At 55.2% G+C, this 16,848-nt stretch carries 12 protein-coding genes; all 12 read right to left on the reverse strand.

The window, feature by feature from the left end:
- Positions 1 to 67 precede the first annotated feature (67 nt).
- Positions 68 to 2,035 (reverse strand): asparagine synthase (glutamine-hydrolyzing), encoded by a 1,968-nt coding sequence (asnB, locus tag ISN74_RS19515; protein WP_188795576.1) that lies wholly within the window; start codon positions 2,033 to 2,035, stop codon positions 68 to 70.
- A complete protein-coding gene (locus tag ISN74_RS19520; RefSeq protein ID WP_188795578.1) occupies positions 2,023 to 3,120 on the reverse strand; it encodes a glycosyltransferase family 4 protein in 1,098 nt (365 codons plus the stop codon). The genes asnB and ISN74_RS19520 overlap by 13 nt, the downstream gene beginning before the upstream one ends.
- Complete coding sequence (locus tag ISN74_RS19525; RefSeq protein ID WP_229678865.1) at positions 3,117 to 4,436, reverse strand: hypothetical protein; 1,320 nt, start codon at positions 4,434 to 4,436, stop codon at positions 3,117 to 3,119. The genes ISN74_RS19520 and ISN74_RS19525 overlap by 4 nt, the downstream gene beginning before the upstream one ends.
- Positions 4,433 to 5,710, reverse strand: a complete 1,278-nt coding sequence (locus tag ISN74_RS19530; protein ID WP_188795580.1) for a glycosyltransferase family protein — start codon at positions 5,708 to 5,710, stop codon at positions 4,433 to 4,435. The genes ISN74_RS19525 and ISN74_RS19530 overlap by 4 nt, the downstream gene beginning before the upstream one ends.
- A 141-nt stretch (positions 5,711 to 5,851) precedes the next feature.
- Positions 5,852 to 7,291, reverse strand: a complete 1,440-nt coding sequence (locus ISN74_RS19535; protein WP_188799392.1) for a lipopolysaccharide biosynthesis protein — start codon at positions 7,289 to 7,291, stop codon at positions 5,852 to 5,854.
- 127 nt (positions 7,292 to 7,418) lie between these two features.
- Positions 7,419 to 8,645, reverse strand: coding sequence for a glycosyltransferase (locus ISN74_RS19540; RefSeq protein ID WP_229678869.1), 1,227 nt, complete (start codon positions 8,643 to 8,645; stop codon positions 7,419 to 7,421).
- Between the two features lie 142 nt (positions 8,646 to 8,787).
- Positions 8,788 to 9,900, reverse strand: coding sequence for a DegT/DnrJ/EryC1/StrS family aminotransferase (locus tag ISN74_RS19545; RefSeq protein WP_188795584.1), 1,113 nt, complete (start codon positions 9,898 to 9,900; stop codon positions 8,788 to 8,790).
- On the reverse strand, positions 9,897 to 10,484 hold the full coding sequence (locus tag ISN74_RS19550) for an acyltransferase (protein WP_188795586.1): 588 nt from the start codon (positions 10,482 to 10,484) through the stop codon (positions 9,897 to 9,899). The genes ISN74_RS19545 and ISN74_RS19550 overlap by 4 nt, the downstream gene beginning before the upstream one ends.
- A gap of 5 nt (positions 10,485 to 10,489) precedes the next feature.
- The gene (locus ISN74_RS19555; RefSeq protein WP_275411495.1) at positions 10,490 to 11,446 is read right to left on the reverse strand and encodes a Gfo/Idh/MocA family protein; all 957 of its coding nucleotides are present in this window, start codon (positions 11,444 to 11,446) and stop codon (positions 10,490 to 10,492) included.
- Between the two features lie 218 nt (positions 11,447 to 11,664).
- On the reverse strand, positions 11,665 to 13,863 hold the full coding sequence (locus ISN74_RS19560; protein WP_188795588.1) for a polysaccharide biosynthesis tyrosine autokinase: 2,199 nt from the start codon (positions 13,861 to 13,863) through the stop codon (positions 11,665 to 11,667).
- A gap of 36 nt (positions 13,864 to 13,899) precedes the next feature.
- Positions 13,900 to 14,385 (reverse strand): low molecular weight protein-tyrosine-phosphatase, encoded by a 486-nt coding sequence (locus tag ISN74_RS19565; protein ID WP_308420731.1) that lies wholly within the window; start codon positions 14,383 to 14,385, stop codon positions 13,900 to 13,902.
- A 498-nt stretch (positions 14,386 to 14,883) separates the two neighbouring features.
- Positions 14,884 to 16,713 carry a glutamine--fructose-6-phosphate transaminase (isomerizing) gene (gene glmS, locus ISN74_RS19570; protein WP_188795590.1) on the reverse strand — a complete coding sequence of 610 codons (1,830 nt, stop codon included), beginning with the start codon at positions 16,711 to 16,713 and terminating at the stop codon, positions 14,884 to 14,886.
- Positions 16,714 to 16,848: the final 135 nt, after the last annotated feature.

A 16,848-nucleotide genomic window follows, 5' to 3' on the forward strand; every position in this document is an offset into this window, starting at 1 on the left:
AGAACCCCTCCGATTCCTGGTGGCCAGCGCGAGATGACATGAATCAGGCGATACCCGAAGCGAACCGTCATGGCGACAGTCCTCGATTGACTTCCAGCCACGCCTGGAACATCAATACCGTCCACAACGCATGCTGCCAGTTACGCCGGCCGCTCAAGTGTTCTTCCCATTTCTGCCGGATCAGTACCGGATCAAAGTAACCTTCCTGCCGGAGGCGATTTTCACCAAGCAAAGCTTCCGCCCAGTCGCGCAGGGGACCACGCAGCCAGCTATCCAATGGAACGGCGAAGCCCATCTTGGGACGTTCGACCAATTCCTTTGGTACATGCCTATACAGCACCTGTCGCAATAGCCATTTCCCTTGCCCGTGGCGAATCTTCTGATGCAACGGCAAGCGCCATGCCAGTTCCACCAATCGATGGTCGAGCATCGGCACGCGCGTCTCCAGACTATTGGCCATCGCTGCGCGATCGACTTTCACCAGAATGTCATCAGGCAGGTAGCTTTGCGCATCCATCGCCATCATCCATTGCGACAGATTGCCGGTATGCGGCCACGCCCCCTCATCGGTTAACAGCGTCGATGGTTCGCGCGCGCCAATCACCATGCTTGCCGGGTCTTTCCACTGGCTGGCAACGTTGAGAAAAAACGACTGGCCATTCGGCTGCAACAATACTTCCGCCAACTTGTGCGCCTTATCACCTGGCGTGGCCAAACGCCATTTTTTAGGTAGCAGAGGCCCTGCCCGTTCCACAAGACGATCCCACGCGCCCGGCGATATCGTGCGCAGAGTCCCGGCAACAGCGCGCCTTGCAAACCGCGGCATGTGCAGCATGCGTTTCCACGTTGCTCGGGCCGTCAGATAACGGTTATAGCCGCCGAACAGCTCATCGCCGCCATCGCCACTCAGCGCCACGACGACCTCGCGCCGGGTCAGTTGGCTGATCAGAAAAGTGGGGACCTGGGAGCTGTCGCCAAATGGCTCGCAAAAAATCGAAGGCAGCCGAGGAATAACTGCCAGCGCATCTTCGGGACGCACATACAGTTCGGTATGTTCCGTACCGAGGTGCCCTGCCACCGCTTCGGCATGGACCGCCTCGTCGTAACCATTCTCTTCGAAGCCAATGGTGAACGTCCTGACCGGCCGGCGGCTCACCGTCTGCATCAAGGCAACGATCGTGCTGCTATCGATGCCGCCACTGAGAAAAGCACCGAGTGGTACATCGGAGAGCATTTGCGCACCGACACTTGTTCTGAGCTGCTTCTCAAGGATATCAGCCGCCTCGGCGTCGCTACAGTCCAACGGCTCATTCAAACCCTTGGTGACGACGTCGTTGTAGCGCCAGTAGGGAGTCGGCTGAGCATCTCGTGTCGCGTCGACTGGAATACACAACACGTGTCCGGGACGCAGCTTGAATATCCCTCGATAAATTGTGTACGGCGCGGGAACGCAATCGTGGCGCAAAAACAACGTCAACGCGTCGCGGTCGATATCCGCGCCAAAGGCGGGGTGTGCCTTCAATGCCTTCAATTCAGAGCCAAACAGTAGAGTATCGCCGCACCACCCGTAGTAAAGCGGCTTTTCGCCCATGCGATCGCGCGCCAAGATAAGCGTCCGTTGCTGCCGATCCCACGTCGCAAAAGCGAACATGCCGACGCTCAGCTGCAATGTTTTCTCAATGCCCCAGGCGGCAAAGCACGCGATCACGGTTTCGGTATCGGAATGCCCACGCCATACCGGTGCAGCGTTTTCCGCCGCTAGGCGTGCGCGCAAATCGAGATGGTTGTATATCTCGCCATTGAATGCGATGACATAGCGCCCACATGACGAGTGCATCGGCTGATGGCCTGCGTCCGAAAGATCGAGGATCGACAGACGCCGCTGTGCCAGCACGATGCCTGCGGCTTCGTCACACCACAGGCCGCTATCGTCGGGTCCGCGATGCGTCAATTGTCTCGACATGTCCTCCGCTTGACCCTGCAAGGTTTCACGGCTTGCGCCGCGCCATTTCCAGAATCCGGTTAGGCCGCACATGAGCCCTGTCCCGCGTTACGCAGTACTTCTGCTAGCCGCGGCGCTTGCGCTTTGAGACTGTATTCGTTTTCGACACACGTGCGGCCTACCTGCCCCATACGCAAACGCAAGGACCAATCCGTAATCAACTGGCCCAGGCGCTCTTCCCACGCGGGGGAGTCTTCAGCAAGAAAACCGTTTTCTCCATGGCGCACGATGTCACTGTTGGCACCCACTGCCGAAGCGACGACAGGCAAACCGCAAGCCATGTATTGAATGATTTTGTAACCGCACTTACCACGTTCCCATGGGCCGTCGCGCAAAGGCATGATGCCGATGTCCATCCGGCTGATCATGGCAGCCTCGCTATCCTCGGACCATGCCACCACTTCTGGAACAACGCCGCTGAATTGCTTGGCGACCTCCGTGTGCGGACCGATCAGCAATAGGCGAGCACCATACTTGGCACAGACGCGATCCAGGACATCACGGTTGTCCAGCATATAGTGTTCGGTAGAAGGCGATCCGATCCAACCAATGACGGGTTGTTTATCCGCTTTATGGCTCACTGCCGTATAGCGCTGCTCATCCACGACCGTCGGAATGATCGCAATCCGCATGGCTCCCGCCTGCAAGGCGCGCGCGGCCAGGTATCCATTTCCAGCAATCACGCATGTTGCACTGCGCATGACTTGATCGATCTTTCTTCCCAGAAGACGTCTCACTAATGGACTGTGAGACAAATCGTATTTGTGGAACAGCGCATCATCGTAATCAACCACATAGGGCACGACGGACCGTGCAAGTGCCGATTCGATCCAGCTTGGCAAATAGGGAAATAGCTCACCTTCGATCCAGGCTAGATCGTGCTCACTGCGGCGAAGGAGCTGCATGATTCGTTGCATGCCGTGCCACCACGCGCGCGACCAGGAGGCCGATGGGCTCCCGCGATAAAGCTCTTCCAGATACTCATCCGGAAACAGCGCATGCACCTGTACGTCGATCCCGTATTCACGCAGAAGAGGCAAATACTGCAAGCTGCGCAGCCGCGAACTTGGACCACGCCTCGAATACTTGGAAAATAGCAGTACCTTGATACGCTTCATTGGGACACCCGTCTTAGGATAAGTGGATATTCGATGTACCAAAGCACCAGCGGAATGACGTACATCCACTGCAAGGCAAATGCCTCGATGTAGGGATTTGTATTGGTAGCGAGAAATGCGCAGACGAACCCGCAGAACATGAACTTATGACGCGCCGGCAAGAGGCGTGCGAGTGCCAGACGAATCACGCCGACCGTATAGAGCAGAAACGGCATTACGTAGATCAGCGTACCCACGATGCCGACTCGATAGAGAGTAGCCAGCCACACCACTTCGTAACGCCAAGGATGGAGAGGATCGCTGATGAACGGGACACCGACACCATGACCCGCACCCAGTCCTCCATTGTCGAAAACACCCTGGTAGAGCGAACGTGACATTTCAGCACGCGCACTGCCACCGCCTGATGCCACTTTGTCAAAGACAATGTCGAATACCGATGAAATGCTTATCTGGGTGTACGCCTGCAGCAAGTAGAGCGCCGCCATAACCGCAACCAACAACGGCATGCCATACCGAATAAGACGAACCATTGCCGACTTACCCACGTGTTCAACGGTGCGTGACGCGAGCACCCATCCCAATACTCCGCCAATTGGAATAGCAAGTATCAATGCAGATCGGCCGGACGTAAGCGCACAGATGAGAAGCATCACGAGAAGTGCAAACCTCATGAACTTGCTCTTGATAAGTTCAGGCGTACTGAAAAATCCCCCGCACAAGAAAATCATCGACCCATAAACGTGCATGGTCGCGCCGGAAAATCCCTCGTTCAAATTGACGTTGGCGCCTTGAAAGAAGAACTCTACCGCCGCCGCGCCACGTGTAAGGAAGAGGTAGAAAAATAGCGCCACGCTCAGAACGCACAGAATGCTCAGTAAAAAGAACCACTCGATAAGCCGCTCTACACCAAGCTGTCTGTGTAAGCCCTCTGCAATAATCATCCATACCAACGGCGAAACGATGTAGACCGCCGTGACTTCGGCCATCGCGACCAACGGCGCGCCATGCATGCCACCGACGATCACGTAGACGATGGTCACCATGACGGTGCACGCGTATAGAGCCAGCAAATTCCTGAGCGATGTACTGAACCGTATCCCAGGCAAGGCCAACATAAATGCGAGCCCCATGGCCACAGCCGTCGACACTGGCAGTGAATTGGGCACGACAACTGCAAACAGCAGCAGCACGAATGCCGTACCAAGGAACATGTGCCGTACTGTGAATTGATAAGCATTCGCCCTGGGCAATTCTGCCGGCGGGAAGGTCGGCGGCATCGGCGGCACCAGTGACGTATCCTTGGCGGGGCTCACGTCAGCACCATCCCGGAAATCCAGTTGTCCAGCATGCCGGCCTGTTCAACTTTGCTATATGCCCTGATGTCGCGATTGGCCTGATCGACCCGCGGCAATAGCACCTCACGCAGGGCACCTCCTCCAGCCGCAATCTCGCTGGTTAGCAAGGCTTGTCCCGAACCTGTTTGTGCAAGAATTTCGGTAGCCGCGTTACGCACCCCCGAAATGCAGAGTATGTCCGCCCCGGCCGCGAGATATTCAAATAGCTTTCCCGTGGCGCAACTGGCGCGTGAGCCGGTCAGCAACAACAATTTATCGCAGCGCTTCATGAGCTGAAGGGCCAGTCTTCGCTCGACCGGCTCCAGCACGCTTAGAGAGAATTTCGCGCGATCCATCCATGTGCGCTCGGATCGCGTCAGTTCGCCCACGAACATCACGTGGATGTTTGCCGACTCCGCAAAGGATTCGTTCATCGCTTCGATAAAGCTGGCCAGACTTACGGACGCCGATCCGTCACTGGCGCCAATACGCCCGAAGTGGCCGATCAACATCGCATTGGCCGGAACATGCTGATCCAGAATCGCAGCAGCCTGTTCTTTGCTATCCGCGTCATTCATCAAGCCATCAAAATCCGAAGGATCGTAGCCATTGGGCAAGACCTGCGTCGTCTTGTCCGGGTATCGGCGACGAAAGTCCTCGACCAGCGGACCACTCACCGACGTAATCAGACTGCTGACCGCCAGAACGCGTCGTTCGATGAGTTTTCTCAAGATACCGTGCAGCCAGCCAGGCCTTCCCAAGGGCTCGAAAACAAGACCGTCCCGGAAGTCCTGCAAGCAGCCGATGCCATATCGGTTGGCCAAACTTGCAGCGGCGATCAATGCGTCGACCGGAGAATACGTACCGATGACCACGCAACGCTCGCCCACGGCCATTTTTTCTCGGCATAGTCGATCTGCTTCAGTTAATGCTGAGACAAGCCACGCCCGTGATGTCGGTCCATATCTCGACAATAAGAAGGGCAACGGGCGAATGAAGGCCGCTGCCAGCATCAGCAGCGATGACAGCGCAGAAGACTCGCTGCCCACGCAGTGCCCCGATAGAGGAAACACCGTAACGTCCAGACCGGAAGATATGTCAGCGACTTGCACGCGTGATGGGGACTCCCGCGTGAATACGAAAACCCGATACTTCGTCGGATCCAGATATTTCAGCAACCCTTTGAAACGTTGGGCCGCGACATTGTTGGACAAGTGATGTGTCGCAAAGACAAACAAATTGATCCGCTTCATTGCCTTACCCTCAGTCACCCTGCACGTCGCACCCCCAATGCGCTAATGAAATGAAGTTTTTGTGCCGCCTCCGTGCGTCTTGTTACGCTAGGCTATAAACACCTCCTGGCGGTCATCTTCGATACGGAATGAATCCGGTTATCAAGAACGGCCATCGGGCCCCCTTCCAGCCAACAGCGGCGAATCATCCAACCTCACTGCTGAATGCAACGATCGATACATACCTAGCCATTCAGCCCGGAAATGCCATCCAACAATTGGCAACATGGCAAGCCAGACAAAGCTGAAGTGCACGGGAGCAACGGGGCCCAATACCAGAGTTGCAATGGACAAAGCCACCGCGGCGACGACACACACGTAAAGTCGCGCACGAGGAAAGGGGCGCCATACGTAGGCAGATGCCTCAGTTCTAGCTATAAAAAAGGCCAGGAAGGCTACCGCGTTGGCAACCACGGCTCCGGCCGCGCCATAACTCGGCACCAGCCACACGCTGATTGAAACGTTGACGATCAATGCGGCCAATGTTGACCACAGCGAAAGCATGGACTTGCGCGTGATGCCAATGCCGACACACGTCACCTCAGACAGCGTGTAGAGCAATGGCTGACCGATGCAACACAGCATGAAGTACTTCACCTGAAGGTAGCGGGCCGGTAATACAAAATCGGTCACCCACGAAAAAACCCCGCTCAGAATCCAAATCGCGCACACCACGGCCAGTGCTTGCTGTGCAATGTGATCAACACGCCTCATGTCAACGCCGTGGGCCACCCATTTGTAGACAAGTGGTGCCCAAAGCACGGTAAAGATGGTTTGGAAGACGACACCCACGCCGGCGAAACTCACCGAGACTGAGTAAACCGCCAACTCTGAAAGGGTCGACAATGAACGTAGTGCCACGCTACTGGTCGCGTCGAGACCCCAATAAGCGACACCCGCGAATATCAGGGGAACGCCGTAACTGAGCAGCCCGCGGATCTGCGCTTGAGAAATAGCGGTGGTTAGCGCCGGACTCCAATCGCGCCGGGTGTTCCACATATAAATAGCGAGAACCGACAGCAACGATACGAGATAGGCAATTTCGAGCGCCATAAACGATTTTGAAAAGACTGGCAACGCTAGGACACCCAAAATCAGCAAAAGTATAATTTTTGGAAGAACCTGGCTCATGGAAAAGGCCAAACCACGATCCTGCATGCGCAAAATAAGCGACAGGAAACGCGAAACGAAGCTGGCCATGACGCAAGCAACAAGTATCCAATAGTAAGCGACGTGGCCCTGACCAAATAGCCATATCGATATGCGTCTGTCGTACGGAAACGTGAGCACCATGACCAGCAAAAGCAATGCGAAGCCAGGTACAAAGCAGGCCTTCAGCAATGCGCCACGATCATTCCATTCGTGGTATTCCCTGATATAAGCCCGGTCGAGGCCCAGGTTGAATAGCAGCACCCCAAAAGATACCGAGATCTGAACCATATTCAGACGACCGACGTCCGCCGGCGGAAAAATCCATGCAATGGCGGGCACCGTCAACAAACCCAAGCCAGCAGTGGCGATAGGTCCGAAGGCAAATGCCATGATTGTTTTTATGTTCAATTCGCCACCTTTCGGAACTTGACTACATCTTTCTTTCGATTCAGGCCTTCGCTTTTTATCCAGTGCTTGATTTACTAAAAACTTGGCCACATCGGCCCGTTACCACGCCCTAGCTCGCTCCGATTGCCAAGACGCTTGCAACAAAAGTTGAATAATTTCTATCCGAGCTGAAGTTTTCCTCAACCATCTTCCTGGCATTCGTCCGCAAAACATCTCGCCGTTCGCCGAATGCAATTAGGTCAATGGCATCAGCAACGTCTTCGCTACTTGGACACTGGCCAAGCAGCGCGCCACACTGGCTCGACACCAAATTGGAAATGCCGCCGACATCAGGAGCTATCGCGGGCACACCCGCACTCATCGCCTCCATGATGGAAACCGGAACGCCCTCGGACTCGCTCATGTTTATAAACAGGTCGACGGACTTCCCGAGGTAATACTTTTTGACAGTGTCATTCGCCATCTCACCCAGGAGTTCAAAGGAAATATTGTCGACGCCGGAAAATCGTGAAGCCGCGAAATCCCTGACCTCTCCGAAAAGAGGGCCGCCGCCGATATGCGTCCATAGGATCTCGACCTCCTTGTGCCGAAGGGCGAACAGGCGCAGCGACTCGACGATTCGGTCCAGTCGTTTGACAGGAAGACAGAACGAAACCGACACAACGTGCAAACTGCCGGCGCCACTTGGTTTCGACAGCGTGTCAGCCAGCGGGACGCCAAGCGGGCTAACCCGGATACTTTCGGCCGCCGCGCCGTAGGTCTCTTCTAGATACGCCTGCGCCGCGCGGGACGTGGTGAACACCCGATCGTAGTCTTGAATGAACTGACGTTTCAGCGGCATGTAGCTATGCGGCCTTCGCGTCTCATGCAGATCGATGCCGTGTATACGCGAAATGACCTTTCGTATACCTCCTTTCTTCCTAGCCAGCAGAGCAGCGTAGGATTGCGTTTCGTTCCAATAGCAATAGGCCACATCAACTTCACCCTGACGTGCGATGTATCGACGCAGACTCTTTGCCTGAGCGATGACCTTGGATGCATGCAACAGCGCCCTTGCGATCGTATACATCCCTATCTTTCGTGATCGCCATAGGTAAACCAGCTCGCGCCAAAACATCGCGGAAAACAAAGCGCCCATTGCGGAAAGAAATCGCGCAGTCACCGAACCATTTGCCATGCATAGATCCACTGACACGGTGCCGGGCACGGCTCGCGGCTCTCCCTTCGCCACGGCGGGCAACACCGTTACGTGCGCGGCAGGATTCCTCGCCCAATACTCGATCTCATCCTCGATGAATTGCTCACCGGGGTGATAAGGGTAGGCATTGGTGAGCATGACGATTCTCATGACTTTGAAACCGCCTTCGCCATAGGAAAGCCGTCAATGCCGTCGTTGTAGCTTTTTAGCCACAACCGGCGCTGGCTATCTCTGCCAGAGCGCAAAGAAAACTTTTTCGAAAAGTTTTTCTTCATAGGAATCAATTCGAAGCCAGCTCGGAAACGATGCTCGAAGCCAATGCCTCACCGATAAATTTTTGCGTGACTTTGTCGAGATAGGGGGACATCGGCAAACTCATTACCTGGGCCGCCGCCTCATCACTTCTCGCTAGACGCCACACCCTTCCATCGGCAAGAGCTGGCTGCTTGTGGAGGGGGTATGGATAATGCACCGCTGTCGGGATACCCAACTCTTGCAGCCGGGTGCGCAGCGCATCGCGGTTGTTCACGCGCACGGTGTATTGCGCCCAGGCACTGGTGTTATGCAGCTCGACCTTTGGCAGGATGACATGGTCGATCTCGCTGAGCGTTCGATCGTAGTAGCTAGCCACTTGGTGACGCATAGCCAATTCTTCGCCCAGGATTTCAAGCTTTGGCAACAAGATGGCTGCCTGCAGCGTATCAAGACGGCTATTCACACCTACGCGCGAGTGGTGGTACCGACGATCCTGGCCATGCCTGGCAATCGAACGCGCCGTCTTAGCCAGTGAGACATCACTAGTGAAGATCGCTCCGCCGTCGCCGTAGCAGCCCAATGGCTTGCTGGGGAAAAAGCTGGTGCAAGCAATGGTGCTCAGATTGCCGCTCTTGCGCCCCTTGTAGGTCGCTCCGAAGCTCTGCGCTGCGTCCTCGATGACCGAAATGCCATGCTTTTCCGCCGTCGCATTGATGGCGTCAAAATCCGCACACTGGCCGTAAAGCGACACCGCGATGATCACCTTGGTGCGCGGCGTGATGGCTTCTCCCAGCAGAATGGGATCGAGATTGTAGGTTTTTGGATCGATGTCCACGTAAACCGGCTTGGCTCCCAACAGCGCAACCGATTCGGCCGTGGCAATGAAGCTGAAACTGGGGGTGATTACTTCGTCGCCTGCACCAACACCGAGACACATGAGTGCGATCTGCAGGGCGTCCGTACCATTGGCGACCGAGATGCAGTGTGGCGCGCCCGTGTACGCCGCAAGCTTCTCCTCCAACTCGGAGACCTCCGGACCCAGAATGTATTGACCATGCGCCAATACACGGGCGATACCGGCGTCGATATGCTCCTTGATGCGAACTTGCTGCGCTTTGAGGTCGATGAAGTCGATCATCCGCCCGACTCCTCTTTGTGCAGTGCTCGTCCTTTCAGCACGTAGCGGATACCGGAATGCGGGCAGACTTCTTCGGCGTCACCTTCCAACGGTAGATTCAAACGCTCGCCAAACTCACTCATCCAGCCGATCTGCCGAGCCGGCACACCTACCATTAGCGCGTACGCAGGCACGTCTTGAGTGATGACAGCGCCGGCGCCGACGAAAGCGAACTCACCAATCGTGACGCCGCAGACGATCGTGCAGTTGGCGCCGAGCGTAGCGCCCCTGTTGACCAGCGTATCGCGATACTCATCTTTTCGATCAATCAGCGAGCGCGGGGCATAGACGTTGGTGAACACCATGCTTGGCCCGCAGAACACAGCTTCTTTCAGCGTTACGTTGTCATACACCGACACATTGTTCTGAATCTTGCAGTGATCTCCGATAATCACCTTGTTACCGACATACACGTTCTGCCCGAGCGAAACATCCTTACCGATGCGGGCGCCGCCGCACACATGCACGAAGTGCCAGATGCGTGATCCATCGCCTATCTGCGCGCCCTCGTCCACGATGGCTGATGGGTGCTTGTAGTAGTCCATGTTTTTCACTTATTCCTCAGGAAGGGATGACCGTTGTCGGCTGCGGGTACAACCTTGCTCGTGCGAATGGCCGCTACCGTCTCGATAGCAGTACGGTTTTCTTCCAGGCTAAAGCCCCTACCAGCAAGGATTTCTTCGTAGCTGCGGTTATGCAGATCGGTGAATCCTCCGGAAAACTCGATCTCATCATCATCCACGGTGATCGACCGGAACGTGCGTTGGCCGCTTTCGCGTTGCGCGACGGGCACGTCTTCGATGTCCACCGAAAGGAACCAGCGCACGCGAGCGCTCTCGTATTCCAGATAGCCGGCCGCTTTTGTGTCACTGCACAAATGCACCACATTGGCCTGCAGCGCACCAAAGATAAAATGCAACATGTCGAAGAAATGCACACCGATATTGGTGGCTATGCCACCGGATTTCTTCAGATCACCCTTCCAGCTCTGTAGATACCAGTGACCGCGCGAAGTGATATAGGCGAGATTCACCTCATGCTTGCTGCGACCGTGATTACTCTTGACCTTGTCACGCAAGGCGATGATGGCGGGATGAAGCCGGAGCTGAAGGATGGAACTGACCTTCTTGCCCGTCTCGCGCTCAATCTCCTGCAATCCATCGATATTCCACGGATTCAGCACCAACGGCTTTTCGCAAATGGCGTGAGCACCTGACCGTAAAGCAAAGCGTACATGCGAATCGTGCAGGTAATTCGGAGAGCAAATCGAAACGTAATCGATCTTTCCACCATTTTTTGCGCGACGGCGCATGTCGATATGCCTATCAAAGCGCTCGAATTCCGTGAAGAAGTCTGCATCGGGAAAATGGCTATCGATGATACCAACGGAATCATTGGGATCGAGAACAGCCACAAGCCGATTGCCGGTCGCCTTGATGGCCTGCATATGCCGTGGTGCTATGTAGCCGGCTGCACCGATAAGCGCGAAGTTTTTCATGGTGGACATCAAACCGCTCCCGATCTCGCTTAATTCTGGACATCACTGGAGTTGCAAATGGCACCGAGGCACCATCTGCCGCGCGCACTCTTCACCGATCTGTTGCCCGCTTCTGCTCGGAACAACAGACCGACGAATCCAGATTTGCTCGAAGTGACGAGCCGGTCCGTGCATACGGCCGATCGTCAAAATATGGCCTTGTATTTGTTCTGATTTGCGTACCGTTCTCATGAAGCCGCCGTATTGACAGCGTAATAGGCGTACGAGTAATACCCCGTACTTCGCTTCTCTACAGCATTGAAAATGACACCCTTGATCACGACGCCGTTTTGCTCGAACCGTTGCTTGGCCAGGCTAAGTTCGCGAGGTTGATTGACGCCAAAGCGCGCCACCAGAAGGCCAGTACCGGAATGGTTGCCAATGATTGCCGCATCGGTCACCGCCAGAATCGGCGGTGTATCAATGATGATGAGGTCGTACATCGGCTTCAGGTGATCGATCAGCATCGAGAAGCGAACGTTCATCAACAGCTCGGAAGGATTGGGCGGGATTCTGCCGCGGCCGATGAAATACAGATTGTTCAGTGGCGTTACCGGCCGTATCGCCTCCGTCAGCTCGGCCTGGCCGGAAATCAACTCCGAAAGACCGACATCGGCCTTGCCACCCACCACCGAGTGCAGCGTACCCATGCGCAGGTCACCGTCGATCAGCAACACTCTTTGCCCACTCTGTGCGACAACGGCAGCAAGATTGGCCGAGATGAACGTTTTTCCTGTATTCGGGCTGGCACCGGAAATCATCAGCACATTGTTTTTGGCTTCCAGCCGCGCGAAATGCAGACTTGTTCGCAAACTTCGCAAAGCTTCGGCGGCGAGGTCCGCTGGCGTGTCCGTCACAAGCAAATGTTGCTTGATATTTCCACGGCTTCGCTTGCCTTCGAGCGCAATCTCTCGCGGACTGAGCGGAATGGTGGCGTATACCGGCAACCCAAGATTTTCAATGACGGCAGGATCCTCGATGCCGCGGTTGAGCACCTGCCGCAGGAATACATACATGACGGCGAAGACCGCACCGAAGATAGCGCCACCGAGCAGCACGATGAGTTTTTTTGGCCAAGTCGGATCGGTGATATCGACCGCTGCGTCGTCGACGATGCGCACATTGCCCACAGTGCCTGCCCGCGCGATATCCAGCTGCTGAGCCTGATTCAATAAGCTTTGATAGGTTTGATTGCTGACCTGCACGTCACTGGTCAGCTTCAATAGCGTCTTCTGGGTGTCGGGCAAGCTACCAATTTGCTTGTCGACTGCCTCCTTTTGCGCTTCCAACTCACCTATTTGCTTCATCAACGCCCGGTACGTTGGATGCTCCGGCGTAAATTGACGCTGCATATCCGCCTGCTGCAGACGCAATTGTTCGAGATTGGTTTCGACGGAAACGTTCTGATTCAGAAGACTCTGTGTCTGTAGATTGACATCGACGGAATGCGCTTTGTTCTGGAACGCATTGAGCGCTTCCGTCGCTTTTTCGAGTTCCATGCGCACGTTCGGCAGCTGCTCCCTCACAAACCTCAAGCTGTTCGTCGCTTCTGCGGAATTTCGATCAACATTTTGCCGTACATAAAGCTCACCCACTTGTTCGAGTACGTTGGCGGCCAGTGTCGGATCGGTATTGTTATAGGTCATTCTGAGAATGCCGGAGTCCTTACCTTGCTCCTTCACGTCGATCTGCTTCTGCAAGCTGTTGATCACCGTCAGATCGCGGTGGCGAAAGACACGGAAGCGCGTACCGGCATTGGCAGCCAGCGTCTTGACCTGCATGGTCACACCATGGCCAGTGGAGGATTGCCCTACCCGACCGATAACCAGAACATTGTCGTCGCTATCCTGAAGAACGTAGACACCACCCTCACCAGCGGTCAATTGCAGCGGTTTGTCCAGCAGACCGTCGGGAACATCCAACTGAAAAATGTCCAGCTTCGCACCACCCCAGTCGTATCCGTCCAAACCGAATAGGGCGGGGGCAACCTTGCCGGGATTCTTGGCGGTGAAATGACGGGCGATGAAATTGCCAATTACCGGAAACCGGTGCGGGCTGGCTTGAATGGTGAGGTTGAGCTTGCTCACCGCTCCGCCGACCACCAGTCGGGACGTGATCAAATCCGATTCCGTCGCCGCTACGGGACTTTCAGCGTTCAATGTCTGGGTGAGTGAGCTCAACCCCGGCAAGTCGAGCACCTTCTGCTCGACTTGCACCATGGCGCTGGCTTGAAAAATGGGCGTCGCCAACACCGTGTAGACCACGCTGATGATGATAAACACCAACGTGATGATGATGATTCGCCACTTGTTGTCTTTCAGCGTGCCGAGCACATCGCTCAGTCCAATCTCACCATCACGCTGCAACGGAATTTGAGTAGTGAACATGCGAGTGATCAATCCATCACGAGAGGGAAGAAGGAGTCACAAATAGGCCGACCAACTATCAACGCCGCCCGTGATCATTTCGTAAACGTGTTCGAATGCAGATCGTGATTGACCGTAGGGATCAGGTACGTCGCGCTCACCCAGCCACTTGTCGAGCAGATAGACCTTGCCGCGGGCTTCGGGCGCAAGCTGAACCATCGTCTCGACATGATTTTTTTCCATGCCAAGTACGAGATCAGCCTCAAGGAGCATCGAAGAGGTAAGTTGAAGCGCGCGATGGGACGTCCCATCGACGCCACTTTCGCTGAGAAGCTTCAGGACGGTGGTGTCCATGGGATTGCCGACAAGTGCGACAAGCCCCGCGCTGCACAACTCGATACCGCGCGACCCCATCCTCTCTCGGAAAAGGTATTCAGCCGCTGGGCTACGGCAGATGTTGCCCATGCAAACGATCAGTATCCGCTTAAACACGGTGCTATCACGCTCCCAGACATAGGGCCAATCGGCGCCGTCCAACGGCACCAGTGATTAAAGCCCCCTGTCCGACCCGAAAATCACATGTCTCAATGGATTCCGGAATCGCGCTACTAACAATGCTCGGTTAAGCGACCTCCAAAAATTAAAGGACTACTGCCACATGCAGCGTTGAACCGTACGCTTCGACTTGAATACGGATTGTGCTTTGGCTCACACGGAAAAGATGTCATGCACATCATTCCGAAGCAGCATCCATTGCCGATGTAACGCGTCGAAGCCTTTTCAATCATTGCATGATCGAATTGCCTGACAGTGAACCGTAGCGAAACGATTAGTGAGTTGACACCGTGCCGCAACATCGCGCATATGCGCGTGACGTTGATGAGACACAAAAAAAGTTTTATGAACGCGTCGCGTAAATTACGAGACCATGTTTCACGCGTCGATTCGATGAATGGGCCTTCGGTAAACTGCAAGCAATTACGATTTACGAGGGATTTATCTTCATCAAGATCTCATGAAGAACGCAGATCGAACACTCGATCATTCCACGGTAACGGATTTGGCGAGATTGCGTGGCTGATCGACATCGGTGCCGCGTAGCACGGCGACGTGATAAGCCAGCAACTGCAATGGCACCGTGAACACGGCCGGCGCGATAAATTCACCGGCGGCGTCAATGCGAAGAATTAAGCTGCGTGTAGTGCTTTCATCGATGTGTGCCGCCGTATCAGCAAAGACGATCAGTTCGCCTCCCCGCGCGCGCACTTCCTGAAGATTTGACTTGAGCTTGTCTAGTAACGGACCATTCGGGGCAACCGCAACGACTGGCATGTCTTCATCGACGAGCGCAAGTGGTCCATGCTTGAGTTCACCAGCAGGGTAAGCTTCAGCATGGATATAGGAAATTTCTTTGAGCTTGAGCGAACCTTCGAGTGCCACCGGATGATGCATACCACGACCGAGAAACAATGCATGATGGCGATGGACAAAGCGTTCGGCCAGCTTGATGATTTGCGGCTCAATCTGTAATGCTTCATCGATGGCGCGCGGTAGTCGCTGGAGCTGAACGCACAGATCATTGTAACGCGTAGCGTCCAAACCTTGTTGCTTTGCCAGGTGCAATGTCAACAAGGCCAACACGGCGAGCTGTGTTGTAAAAGCCTTGGTAGACGCGACCCCTATTTCAGGACCCGCCCGCGTCATCAGTTTAAGATCCGCTTCGCGTACCACGGATGATTCGGGTACGTTGCAGATGGCCAGCGTGCCAAGATAGCCTCGGCGATGCGATTCCCGCATGGCGGCAAGAGTGTCCGCTGTTTCGCCAGATTGCGAGATAGCGACAAGCAATGTGCCTTCTGGCACCACCGCTTCCCGATACCGGTATTCGCTGGCAACTTCAACGCTGACTGGCAATCTCGCGTGTTCTTCGATCCAGTATTTCGCGACCATGCCGGCGTGATAGCTAGTGCCACAGGCAATGATGTGCAATCCCTTTACTTTTTCCAGCAGCTCTTCGCCATTGACGCCGAATATGTTGGGCAGCACGCCGTTTGCACCGATGCGTGTCTCCAGTGTATTGGCGACGGCGCGTGGCTGCTCGAATATTTCCTTTTGCATGTAATGGCGGTATTCGCCACGCTCCACGGCGTCCACTGACAGCTCACTTTCATGCACAGCGCGTTCAACCCGCTCTCCAGCGATGGTATAGATCTGCATGTTTCCGCGACTGATCTCGACAACATCACCGTCGTCGAGGTAAATGATCTTGTTGGTAATCTGGACCAGCGCCTGTGCATCCGAGCCAAGGAAGTTCTCGCCGATACCCACGCCGATAAGCAGTGGCGCACCGCGGCGCGCGCCCACCACGCGCCCGGGCTCGTCGCTGCTGATAACGGCGATGGCGTACGCACCCTCCAGCTCCTGCACGGCAGCAAGCACGGCATCGCGCAAGCGCATGCCTTTGGAGATATGCGCATCGATGAGTGCAGTCATCACTTCCGTGTCGGTTTCGGAAGTAAAGAGGTAGCCTTTCGCCTGCAGCTTCTCACGCAACGATGCGTGATTTTCTATGATGCCGTTATGGACAAGTGCTACTCGCCCGACCATGTGAGGGTGCGCGTTTTCTTCGTTGGGCACACCATGCGTAGCCCATCGGGTATGTGCGATGCCGGTACTTCCCGGGAACGGATCGGCGAGATAGATAGCTTCCATCTCACGAACCTTTCCTTTGGCGCGCACACGACGGAGCTGCCGCTCTTCGAGCACAGCGAGGCCCGCTGAATCATAGCCACGATATTCGAGTGCCTTGAGACCGGCGATCAACAACGGCGCCGCATCTCGTTGAGCGGCGGCGGCGATGATTCCACACATGGACATTCACTCCTCAGTGCGTGCAATGCAAGCCGGAGACCTCAACGATTCCGTTGGCTTTGCCGATGCGACGCCTCGAGAAGCTTTCGCTTCAGCGATTCATCGTCGCCAAAACTTTCTCTGCTTGCATGGAAA

The organism is Dyella caseinilytica, assembly GCF_016865235.1.
GTDB lineage: Bacteria > Pseudomonadota > Gammaproteobacteria > Xanthomonadales > Rhodanobacteraceae > Dyella_B > Dyella_B caseinilytica.

Excerpts from the sequence above, each read along its gene's own strand:
- asnB (WP_188795576.1), bottom strand. The coding sequence starts at position 2,035 with ATGTGCGGCCTAACCGGATTCTGGAAATGGCGCGGCGCAAGCCGTGAA.
- ISN74_RS19520 (WP_188795578.1), bottom strand. The coding sequence starts at position 3,120 with ATGAAGCGTATCAAGGTACTGCTATTTTCCAAGTATTCGAGGCGTGGT.
- ISN74_RS19530 (WP_188795580.1), bottom strand. The coding sequence starts at position 5,710 with ATGAAGCGGATCAATTTGTTTGTCTTTGCGACACATCACTTGTCCAAC.
- ISN74_RS19535 (WP_188799392.1), bottom strand. The coding sequence starts at position 7,291 with ATGGCATTTGCCTTCGGACCTATCGCCACTGCTGGCTTGGGTTTGTTG.
- ISN74_RS19540 (WP_229678869.1), bottom strand. The coding sequence starts at position 8,645 with ATGCTCACCAATGCCTACCCTTATCACCCCGGTGAGCAATTCATCGAG.
- ISN74_RS19545 (WP_188795584.1), bottom strand. The coding sequence starts at position 9,900 with ATGATCGACTTCATCGACCTCAAAGCGCAGCAAGTTCGCATCAAGGAG.
- ISN74_RS19550 (WP_188795586.1), bottom strand. The coding sequence starts at position 10,484 with ATGGACTACTACAAGCACCCATCAGCCATCGTGGACGAGGGCGCGCAG.
- ISN74_RS19555 (WP_275411495.1), bottom strand. The coding sequence starts at position 11,446 with ATGTCCACCATGAAAAACTTCGCGCTTATCGGTGCAGCCGGCTACATA.
- ISN74_RS19560 (WP_188795588.1), bottom strand. The coding sequence starts at position 13,863 with ATGTTCACTACTCAAATTCCGTTGCAGCGTGATGGTGAGATTGGACTG.
- glmS (WP_188795590.1), bottom strand. The coding sequence starts at position 16,713 with ATGTGTGGAATCATCGCCGCCGCCGCTCAACGAGATGCGGCGCCGTTG.